The sequence below is a fragment of the Guyparkeria sp. genome (genome assembly GCF_046545975.1).
Lineage (GTDB): Bacteria > Pseudomonadota > Gammaproteobacteria > Halothiobacillales > Halothiobacillaceae > Guyparkeria.
On the sequence record NZ_JBKGYT010000065.1, the window covers coordinates 1 to 10,137 of the forward strand.

At 66.2% G+C, this 10,137-nt stretch carries 9 protein-coding genes; 2 read left to right on the forward strand and 7 right to left on the reverse strand.

Features of this window, described 5'->3' with window-relative positions; all coding sequences use genetic code 11:
• From ACLFMY_RS06910 to hrcA, 7 genes are all read right to left on the reverse strand, one after another.
• The coding region (locus ACLFMY_RS06910; protein ID WP_410763876.1) for a translation initiation factor IF-2 associated domain-containing protein at positions 1 to 583 on the reverse strand (583 nt) is incomplete at its 3' end.
• Positions 584 to 676: 93 nt separating this feature from the next.
• Positions 677 to 2,170 (reverse strand): transcription termination factor NusA, encoded by a 1,494-nt coding sequence (gene nusA, locus ACLFMY_RS06915; protein ID WP_410763877.1) that lies wholly within the window; start codon positions 2,168 to 2,170, stop codon positions 677 to 679.
• An 18-nt stretch (positions 2,171 to 2,188) separates the two neighbouring features.
• The gene (rimP, locus tag ACLFMY_RS06920) at positions 2,189 to 2,701 is read right to left on the reverse strand and encodes a ribosome maturation factor RimP (protein WP_410763878.1); all 513 of its coding nucleotides are present in this window, start codon (positions 2,699 to 2,701) and stop codon (positions 2,189 to 2,191) included.
• A gap of 216 nt (positions 2,702 to 2,917) precedes the next feature.
• Positions 2,918 to 4,075, reverse strand: a complete 1,158-nt coding sequence (dnaJ, locus tag ACLFMY_RS06925; RefSeq protein ID WP_410763879.1) for a molecular chaperone DnaJ — start codon at positions 4,073 to 4,075, stop codon at positions 2,918 to 2,920.
• A gap of 186 nt (positions 4,076 to 4,261) precedes the next feature.
• On the reverse strand, positions 4,262 to 6,193 hold the full coding sequence (gene dnaK, locus ACLFMY_RS06930; RefSeq protein ID WP_410763880.1) for a molecular chaperone DnaK: 1,932 nt from the start codon (positions 6,191 to 6,193) through the stop codon (positions 4,262 to 4,264).
• A 161-nt stretch (positions 6,194 to 6,354) separates the two neighbouring features.
• Positions 6,355 to 6,900 carry a nucleotide exchange factor GrpE gene (gene grpE, locus ACLFMY_RS06935; RefSeq protein WP_410763881.1) on the reverse strand — a complete coding sequence of 182 codons (546 nt, stop codon included), beginning with the start codon at positions 6,898 to 6,900 and terminating at the stop codon, positions 6,355 to 6,357.
• Between the two features lie 157 nt (positions 6,901 to 7,057).
• On the reverse strand, positions 7,058 to 8,107 hold the full coding sequence (gene hrcA, locus ACLFMY_RS06940) for a heat-inducible transcriptional repressor HrcA (RefSeq protein ID WP_410763882.1): 1,050 nt from the start codon (positions 8,105 to 8,107) through the stop codon (positions 7,058 to 7,060).
• A 227-nt stretch (positions 8,108 to 8,334) separates the two neighbouring features.
• On the opposite strand from hrcA, the gene ACLFMY_RS06945 reads away from it, so the two are divergent.
• Together ACLFMY_RS06945 and ACLFMY_RS06950 are read left to right on the forward strand one after the other, a co-directional pair.
• Complete coding sequence (locus ACLFMY_RS06945) at positions 8,335 to 8,805, forward strand: DMT family transporter (protein WP_410763883.1); 471 nt, start codon at positions 8,335 to 8,337, stop codon at positions 8,803 to 8,805.
• 64 nt (positions 8,806 to 8,869) lie between these two features.
• Positions 8,870 to 9,802 (forward strand): NAD(+)/NADH kinase, encoded by a 933-nt coding sequence (locus tag ACLFMY_RS06950; protein ID WP_410763884.1) that lies wholly within the window; start codon positions 8,870 to 8,872, stop codon positions 9,800 to 9,802.
• The last annotated feature ends 335 nt before the right edge of the window (positions 9,803 to 10,137 follow it).

A 10,137-nucleotide genomic window follows, 5' to 3' on the forward strand; every position in this document is an offset into this window, starting at 1 on the left:
CGGTGGACTCCTCGCCCGCTGCGGGCTCGGCTGCAGCCTCTTCGGCCTCGGCCACCTTCTCCTCGGGCTCGACCGGCTTTTCCTCCGCGGGCGCCTCGGCTTCCGCCTTCTCCTCGGCCTGCTCGGCCGGGGCCTCGGCTTCCGCCTTCTCCTCGGCAGCCGGCTTCGGCTCCTCGGCGACAGGACGGGCCTCGACTTCCGGCTCCTCGGTGCGCGCGGTCGGCGCTTCCTCGGTCACCGGCTTCTCGGCCTCGGGCTCCTGCTCGATCTCTTCCCGGGGCACGTAGGTCTTGCGCCGACGGTACTCGACCGCGACGGTCTTGCCGCCACGGCCGCCGCCACCAACCTTGATTTCCTGCTGCGAGCGGCGCTTCAGTGTGATGCGCGAGGACGGCTTCTTGGCCTCCCCCTCGCCCGACGAACGCGACTTGCGCAGATGGGCCAGCAGCTTCATCTTGTCGTCGTCACTGACACTGGCATCCACGGAAGACGCCGAAACGCCTGCTTCAGCCAGTTGCTCAAGCAGCCGTTCCGGGGTGGCGCCAACCACTTTTGCCAATTCTTTAACCGTGACCTCGGACATTAACGACTCCTGTGGTCCTGAAAACTATTCAAACATCGAAAACTTCGCCCCGGCACTCACCGGTGGCGGCTGGTCGGACAAGGCCCGACCGGGTCAGGCGAACCAGGGCTCGCGGGCGGCCATGATCAGCCGGCCGGCAAGCTCCTCGTCCACGCCTTCGTATTCCGTCAACTCATCAATGGAAAGCTCGGCAACGTCTTCCGAGTCCTTGATGTCGTTCTCGCGCAGCCGGGCGGCCAGTTCGTCCGTCATGCCATCGAGTTCCTCGAGAGCAAGCGCCTCGCCGGAGACCTCGGACTCTTCCTCGTCCTCGGCACCGCCGGAGATCGCCATGGTCAGCAGGGCATCCCGGGCGCGGTTGCGCAGTTCCTCGACGATGCCCTCGTCGAATCCCTCGACCTCGAGCAGCTCCTCGGTGGGCACGTAGGCGATCTCCTCGATGGTGGTGAAGCCGGACTCGACCAGCACCTCGCCGACCTCCTGGTCGACGTCGAGCGCCTCCATGAACTGCTCGGTCAGGCGGCGGGTCTCGGCCTCGCCCTTCTCCAGCGCCTGTTCCTCGCTCATGACGTTGATCTGCCAGCCGGTGAGCTGGCTCGCCAGACGCACGTTCTGGCCACCACGGCCGATCGCCTTGGAGAGGTTCTCCTCGCTGACCGCGACGTCCATGCTGCCGGCGTCCTCGTCGACGACGATCGAGACGACCTCGGCCGGCGACATGGCGTTGATCACGAACTGGGCCGGGTTCTCGTCCCAGACGATGATATCAATCCTTTCCCCGGAGAGCTCGTTGGTCACGGACTGCACCCGGGACCCACGCATGCCCACGCAGGTGCCCACCGGGTCGATGCGCGGGTCGTTCGAGAGCACCGCGATCTTGGCGCGCAGGCCCGGGTCGCGGGCGGCGCTGACGATCTCGATCAGCCCCTGGGAGATCTCCGGCACCTCGAGCTTGAACAGCTCGATCAGGAATTCCGGCGCGGTGCGCGAGACGAAGATCTGCGGGCCGCGCGGCTCGTGGCGCACGTCGGTGATGTAGCCACGCAGGCGGTCACCCGGGCGAACGGCCTCGCGACCGATCATCTCGTCGCGCGGGATCATCGCCTCGGCGTTGCCGCCGAGGTCCAGAATGACGTTGCCGCGATCGATGCGCTTGACCAGGCCCATGATCAGGGTGCCCTTGCGATCGATATAGGCGTCCACCACCTGGCGTCGCTCGGCCTCGCGCACCTTCTGCACGATCACCTGCTTGGCGGCCTGGGCGGCGATGCGACCGAATTCCGCCGACTCGATCTCTTCCTCGATGAAGTCGCCGACCTGCACCTCAGGGTCGTCCATCTGGGCGGCCTCGAGGATCATCTCGCGCTCCGGGTGCTCGGAGGTCTCGCCCTCGACCACTTCCCAGCGCCGGAAGGTACGGTAGCTGCCGTCTTCCCGATCGATCTCGACACGCGTCTCGATATCACCGCCGTGGCGCTTGCGCGCCGCCTGGGCGAGTGCGGCCTCGATCGCCTCGAAGATCACGTCGCGGTCGACGCCCTTTTCGTTGGAAACCGAATCGACGACAAAAAGGATTTCTTTGTTCATGTTGCTAGCCAGATCGCTCTATTTCCGCGCCGCGCCACGCTTCTTTCGCTTGTTGCGCCCGCGCTTGCTGTTGTCTGCAAACTCGTACACGAGGTTGGCCTTGTCGACCTCCTCGAAACGGAAGACCAGCTCACCCACCTCGTCGACGAGCACGGTAATGTCCTCACCGTCCACGCCCTGGATGACACCTTCGAATTTCTTCTGCCGCGCCACCGGCTTGTAGAGACGCAGCCGGACACGGTGCCCGACGAAGCGGGCAAAGTCCGACGTGCGGAACATCGGACGCTCCACGCCCGGCGAGGAAACCTCCAGCCGGTAGGCGCCCGGGAACGGGTCCTCCACGTCCAGCACGCCGCTCAGTGCATGGCTGATATCGGCGCAGTGGTCGAGGGTCATGCCGTCCGGGTGGTCGACGTACACGCGCAGCAGGCCATTGGGGCCGCCGCGGAACTCGCCACCGACCCACTCGAACCCGAGGCCTTCGACCTCCGGCTTGAGCATCTCTTCGATCGTCGACGGGATTCTCTGCACTCGCGCTCCATCCTCCGAAATAACCCGGTCCGTTCCGCGTCCGCGAACATCGCGCCGCCCGGGGCCAAGAACCCCTCCGGGAAAATAAAAAAGCCCCATATGGGGCCCGGCATCACTTCATTAAGCCAATGTTCGCGGGAACCGGAATATAAGGACAAAGGCCACAAAAGTCAATCGCTCCGGCCGGTCGGGCCGGCCGAATGCGGACTCCGCGCATCACTCGCCGCGCAGGTCGTCGAAGAAACGCTTCACCGAGTCGAGGAAGGAATGCTGACGCGGGCGGTGCTTCTTCGCCACGCTGCCCTCGTCCTCGCCACCACCGAGCGACTGTTCGAACGCCTCGAGCAGCTCACGCTGCTTGCGCGTGAGTTTCACCGGGGTCTCGACGTGCACCGTGACCAGCAGGTCACCCTGCGCGCCACCACGGACCGGCTTGACCCCCTTGCCACGCAGGCGGAACACCTTGCCCGTCTGGGTCTCCTCGGGGATCTTGAGTTTCACCTTGCCGTCGAGGGTGGGCACATCGATCTCCCCGCCGAGCGCGGCCGTGGTGAAGCTGATCGGCATGTCGCAGAGCAGGTCCGCCCCCTCCCGGCGGAACAGCGGGTGCGGCTTGATGTCGATCAGGACGTACAGGTCTCCCGGGGGACCGCCTTTCTCGCCCGGCGCCCCCTCGCCCGAATGGCGGATACGGTCGCCCGTGTCCACGCCGGCGGGAATCTTGATCGACAGCGTCTTCTGCGTCTCGATACGCCCGGTGCCGCCGCAGTCGGTGCAGGGGTCCTCGACCACCTGGCCCTCCCCGCCGCAGTCCGGGCAGGGCTGCTGGATGGAGAAGAAGCCCTGCTGGATGCGCACCGCGCCCTGGCCGCCGCAGGTCGAGCAGGTCTTCTTGCCGGTGCCGGGCTTGGCGCCGCTGCCGTCGCAGGTCGCGCAGGGCTCGGTCGTCGGAATGCGGATATCGACGGTCGTGCCCCGCACCGCCTCCTCGAGCGACAGCCGGAGGTTGTACTGCAGGTCGGCACCGCGGGTCGCCCCGCCCCGGCCGCGACCGCCACCGAAGATGTCGCCGAAAACGTCACCGAAGATGTCGGCAAAGCCGGCCCCGCCGCCGAAACCGCCACCACCGAAGCCGCCGGCACCCTGGCCGTCGACGCCGGCATGGCCGAACTGGTCGTAGGCCGACCGCTTCTGCGGATCGGAAAGGACCTCGTAGGCCTCCTTGGCCTCCTTGAACAAGCCCTCGGCCTTTTCGTCACCCGGATTTCGGTCCGGGTGGTGCTTCATCGCCAGGCGACGATAGGCCTTCTTCAGTTCATCGGCCGAGGCATTCTTGCTGACCCCCAGCACCTCGTAGTAGTCACGTTTTGCCATGGTCGATCTCTAACGGCTGAATCGATTGCCGCCCGGTGCGCACGGGGCGCGCCGGGCCGGAATAATGCTGGACGGGCCCCGTTGCCGGGCGGCCCGTCCATGGAATTCGGTTGCACCGCGCGCCGCGCGGCACAAAAAATCACCCACCCCGGGAGGCGGATGATTGACTGGTCGAGGCGGAACGACTTACTTCTTGTCGTCGTCCTTGACCTCCTCGAACTCGGCGTCGACGACGTCGTCGTCCTTCTTCGCCTGTTCGCCACCGGCGGGCTGTTCGCCGCCGGCCTGGCTACCCTGGGCGGCGCCCTGGGCCTTCTGCATGACCGCCGCGGACGCCTGGGACAGGGCCTCGACCTTGGCGTCGATGGCCGCCTTGTCGTCACCCTTCATGGCCTCGCGCAGTTCGGCGATCGCATCCTCGACCGGCTTCTTGTCCTCGTCGGTCAGGGCGTCGCCCGCCTCCGAGAGCGTCTTCTCGATGGTGTGGATCATGCCGTCGCCCTGGTTGCGCGCCTCGACAAGCTCCTTCTGCTTCTTGTCTTCCTCGGCGTGGGCCTCGGCGTCCTGCACCATGCGCTCGACTTCCTCCTCGGACAGGCCGGAACTGGCCTTGATCTCGATCTTCTGCTCGCGGCCGGTGCCCTTGTCCTTGGCCGAGACGTGCAGGATGCCGTTGGCGTCGATGTCGAAGGTGACCTCGATCTGCGGCACGCCGCGCGGCGCCGGCGGGATCTCGGTGAGATCGAAGCGGCCCAGCGACTTGTTGCCGCTGGCCATCTCGCGCTCGCCCTGCAGGACGTGCACGGTCACGGCGGTCTGGTTGTCCTCGGCGGTCGAGAAGGTCTGGCTCGCCTTGGTCGGGATGGTCGTGTTCTTCTCGATCAGCTTGGTCATCACGCCGCCCATGGTCTCGATGCCGAGCGAGAGCGGAGTGACGTCGAGCAGCAGCACGTCGGAGACGCCGCCGGAGAGCACGCCGCCCTGGATCGCCGCACCCACGGCCACGGCCTCGTCCGGGTTGACGTCCTTGCGCGGGTCCTTGCCGAAGAACTCGGCGACCGTGTCACGCACCTTCGGCATGCGGGTCTGGCCGCCGACCAGGATCACGTCGTCGATGTCGGAGGCCGACACGCCGGCATCCTTGAGCGCCATCTTGCAGGGCTCGATGGTGCGCTTGACCAGTTCCTCGACCAGGGATTCGAGCTTGGCCCGCGTGACCTTGATGTTCATGTGCTTCGGACCGCTCTGATCCGCCGTGATGTACGGCAGGTTCACGTCGGTCTGCTCGGTCGAGGACAACTCGATCTTGGCCTTTTCGGCGGCCTCTTTCAGACGCTGCATGGCCAGTGCGTCGTTGGAGAGGTCCACGCCCTGCTCGTTCTTGAACTCGGCGACCAGGTGGTCGATCAGGCGGTTGTCGAAGTCCTCGCCGCCGAGGAAGGTGTCCCCGTTGGTGGACATGACCTCGAACTGCTTCTCGCCGTCGATGTCGGCGACCTCGATGATCGAGATGTCGAAGGTGCCGCCACCCAGGTCGTAGACCGCGACCTTGCGGTCACCGCCTTCCTTCTTGTCCATGCCGTAGGCCAGCGCCGCGGCGGTCGGCTCGTTGATGATCCGCTTGACGTCCAGACCGGCGATCTTGCCGGCGTCCTTGGTCGCCTGGCGCTGGTTGTCGTTGAAGTAGGCCGGCACGGTGATGACCGCCTCGGTCACTTCCTCGCCCAGGTAGGCCTCGACGTCCTTCTTGATCTTCATCAGGACGCGCGCGGACACCTCCGGCGGGGCCATCTTCTTGCCATTGACCTCGACCCAGGCGTCACCGTTGTCGGCCTCGACGATCTTGTAGGGCATCAGCTTGATGTCCTTCTGCACGGCGTCCTCGCTGAAGCGCCGGCCGATCAGTCGCTTGACCGCGTACAGCGTGTTCTCCGGGTTGGTGACCGCCTGGCGCTTGGCCGGCTGGCCGACCAGGATCTCGCCATCGTTCGTGTAGGCGACCACCGAGGGGGTGGTACGCGCGCCCTCGGCGTTCTCGATGACCTTGCCGGACTTGCCGTCCATGATGGCGACACAGGAGTTGGTCGTCCCCAGGTCGATACCGATTACCTTGCCCATGATTCGTGTCTCCAGATTCTGATTTGAATGCGTGAAATTCGTTGTCGTTGCGGCGGGCGGCGCCATCCCGTTTCGGGATCATGCAGCCGGCGCGCCGAACAGCCCTTGAACGTGGACTTGCGGCCGCCCCGGGATTTTTCAAGCCGGGACGACCGAAAAACTCAGTCCTGCTTCGGCTTGGACACCACCACCAGCGCCGGGCGCACGACGCGATCCTTAAGCAGGTAGCCCTTCTGCATCACGTCGACGACGTGGTCGGGCTCGCCGTCGTGCGGCTGGGTGGTAATCGCCTGGTGATGGTCGGGGTTGAAGCGCTCGCCGATGGGGTGCACCGGCTGGACGCCGAACTTTTCCAGCGTCTGGATCAGCATCCTGAGGGTCATCTCGTCACCCTCCTTGATCTTCTCCAGCGTGGCCCCCTCCTTCTCGGACGCCTCGATGCCCAGCTCCAGGGAATCGACCACCGGCAGCAGCCCCTCGACGAACCGCTCCAGGGCGAATTTGCGCGCCGACTCGACGTCCCGCTCGGCCCGGCGGCGCACGTTCTGCATCTCGGCGGCCATGCGCAGGAGCTCTTCCTCCTTCTCGGCCAGTTGCGCCTTGAGCTGCTCGACCTCGCTGCCCTGCTCGGACTGCCCCTCGCCCTCGGCCGGCTGTTCAGGGTTGTCCTGCATGTTCTCGTCTTGATCGACCGGCTTGTCCGTCATCGAAGCTCTCCTGGAATTGGGAAGTGAAACTGGTTGGCTTGTCTGGTTCGATTTTCCGACTGTTGGGGCTGGCCCCGGGATTTCAAGGGCCGCTGCCCGACCGGCAGGCCGGCGATCGATCCGGGCGAACCGCGACGCGATCCCCCGGCGCTCGCCGCTACTGGCGCGAGAGCGCCGTGGACAGCAGCCGGGAGGTGACATCGACGATGGAGATCACGCGGTCGTAGGGCATGCGCTTGGGCCCGATCACCCCGAGAACGCCGACGACCTCGTCGTCCACGCCGTAGGAGGCCCCCACCACGCCGCATTCGTCGAAGGTCGGCGAGCCCGACTCCCGGCCGATGAATATCTTCACGCCCTGGGCGCGCTCGCACTGGTCCAGCAGGGAGACCAGCTCCCGCTTCTCGCTGAAGGCGTTGAACAGGCGGCGCATGCGCTCGACGTCGCTCAGCTCGTCGATGCCCATCAGGTTGACCTGGCCGGCCACGGCCACGTCCGCCTGGTCCTCCACGGCACCGACCGCGGTCTCGGCCAGGTTGACCGCCTCGGCCAGATTGCCCTCGATCTGCTCGCGCGTGTGCTTGAGCTCGTCGACCAGCGTCTCGCGCAGGGCCTGGATCGACTGGCCGTTGAGCCGGTCGTTGAGGAAGTTGGCGAAGCGGGTCAGCTCGTCCTGGGAATAGGGCTTGCCCGGATGGATGATGCGGTTCTGCACCCCGCCGTCGTTCGTGACCAGCACCATCAGCACCCGCCCGGGCGAGAGCGAGACGAAGTCGATCTGCCGGAACAGCGCCCGGGCCCGGGAGGGGATGGTGACCACGCCCGCGTAGCGGGTCAGGCTCGACAGGAGGTTGGAGGCGGTGTCCGCCAGGTGCTGCGGATCGTCCTGGGCCGCCTCGCGCAGAATGCCCTCGAGACGGCGCGCGTCCACCGGCGCCTTCGCCGGGGCGATCAGCAGCGAATCCACGAACAGGCGGTAGGCCAGTTCGGTGGGCACCCGGCCCGAGGAGGTGTGCGGCGCGCGCACTAGGCCCAGGTCCTCGAGGTCGGCCATCACGTTGCGCACCGTCGCCGGACTCAAGTTGAGATCCGACATGCGCGCGAGCGCACGCGACCCGACCGGCGCACCCTCGTCGGTGTAACGGTCGATCAGCACCCGCAACAGGGTCTGGGCCCGCTCGGGAAGTTCACTCCAGGTCTCAGCCATGCTCCAAACCCGATTGTCTGTGGGAAAACACGAAAAGCCTTCGGCCGGTTGTCCGGGCTCGGATCCGGCGGCACACACCCGTGCGTGACCGCGAATCGGTTCCGGGCATTTCCCTGGGGAAGGCCGTGGCCGACAGCCGGAAAAAGCGCCGTCGAAAACCGGTCCTCGCGTCGGTGGCCGACCGCCTTCGGGACATTAAACTAGCACTCGCCGGCAGAGAGTGCCAAATGGCATCACCCCGTCGCGACGCCCGGCCCGCTCGCGCCCCACGGCTTTTGCTAGACTGCAACGTCGAGCGCGACGAGCGCACCGTCCTACCGGGATGCCGCGAGCAGTCGACACCCGACCGATCCGAGGAAGAGAACGTGGCCATGAACGCCTGGGTCATCCTGTTTCTGGCGGGTCTGCTGGAGATCCTCTGGGCCAGCGGATTGCGCTTCACCGACGGCTTCACCCGCCCACTCCCGTCGATTGCGGTACTGGTGCTTGCCTGGTTGAGCTTCTATCTTCTTGCTCTGGCCATGCGCGAGATCCCGATGGGCACCGCCTACGCCGTCTGGACGGGCATCGGCGCGACCGGCGTGGCCCTGCTGGGGATGGCCTTCCTCAAGGAGCCGGCCAGCGTTTCCCGCCTGCTCTTCCTGACAATGATCGTCGCTGGCATCATCGGCCTGAAATGGTCATCCTCCAGCAACTGACCCGGGGGCAGCAGGAACCCAACCCCGCTCGCCGGGCACGCCGCGACACCATCGAGCCGGAAACATGAACAGACAGTCAAGCCGAAACACCGAGGACAGCGCCATCCCTGACGGGACGAAGCCGGCCTTCTCCCGACTGGGAATCATCATCAAGCCCGAGGGAGGCCCCGCGCTGGCCGAGGTCTACCGCAACCTGGTCGCGATCGCCGAGGCAAAGGGCGTGGACTGGGCACTGGAGGACACGGCCGAGAACCCGGATCCCGACATCGATGCCCGACGCTTCTCGCGCGACCGGCTCGATCGCGACCTGATCGTGGTGATCGGCGGAGACGGCACGATGCTCAACGCCGCCCGCTCGCTGTGCCAGCACGAGGATGTCGCGATCCTGGGCGTGAACCTCGGCCGGCTCGGCTTTCTCGCCGATGTCAGCCCCAACGACCTCGACCGCCATCTCTCGGCCATCCTCGACGGGCGATACAGCGAGGAGCGCCGCTTCCTGCTCCAGGGGAGCCTGATGCGCAACGACACCCGCATCATGGAGTCCGTCGCCCTCAACGACGTGACGTTCAAGATGCGGGACCCGGCCCGCATGGTCGAGTTCGAGATGTGCATCGACGGCACCCTGGTCAACCAGCAGCGCTCGGACGGGGTGGTGGTCTGTACGCCGACCGGCTCGACCGCCTATGCCCTCTCGGCCGGCGGCCCGCTGATCGCCCCGGACCTGCACGCCGTGGGCATCGTCTCGATCTGCCCGCACACGCTCAGCTACCGTCCCATCGTGGTCGATGCCCGGCACCAGATCGAGATCCGCCCGGTGGAAGGATCTCGCGGCGGCGGGGTGGTGAGCTTCGACGGGCAGCTGAACCAGCCGCTGGAGTGCGGCGACGTGCTCGCCATCTCCAAGTTCGAACACGAGATCCGGCTGATCCACCCGGCCGGCCATGACCACTACTCCCTGCTGAGGGACAAGCTCTGCTGGAGCGAACAGGCGTTCTAGGCCCTGTTGCTTCGAAATCAGCGGCAAGGGAAGGTCTGCACGAATACCATGCCACTCCGTCCCGGCGAGGCGTCCGTGATCAAGGCGCGGCGTCGCCGCCGTGCCGGTGGCCACGTCAAGACGGCGCAACGCCGGGCCCCACAGGGCACGCTTTGAGCCGGGCAGCTGCTGCGTTACCGTTCTTGGAAAGGGAATAACCCTTCCGCAGCGAACGGACGCCTTGCATCTGCCCGGCTCAAGGCGCGCGGAGCGGTATGGTATTCGTACAGACCTTCCCCAGGGACCATGTCACCATGCTGACCAACCTATCGATTCGCCGAATTGCCCTGATCGAC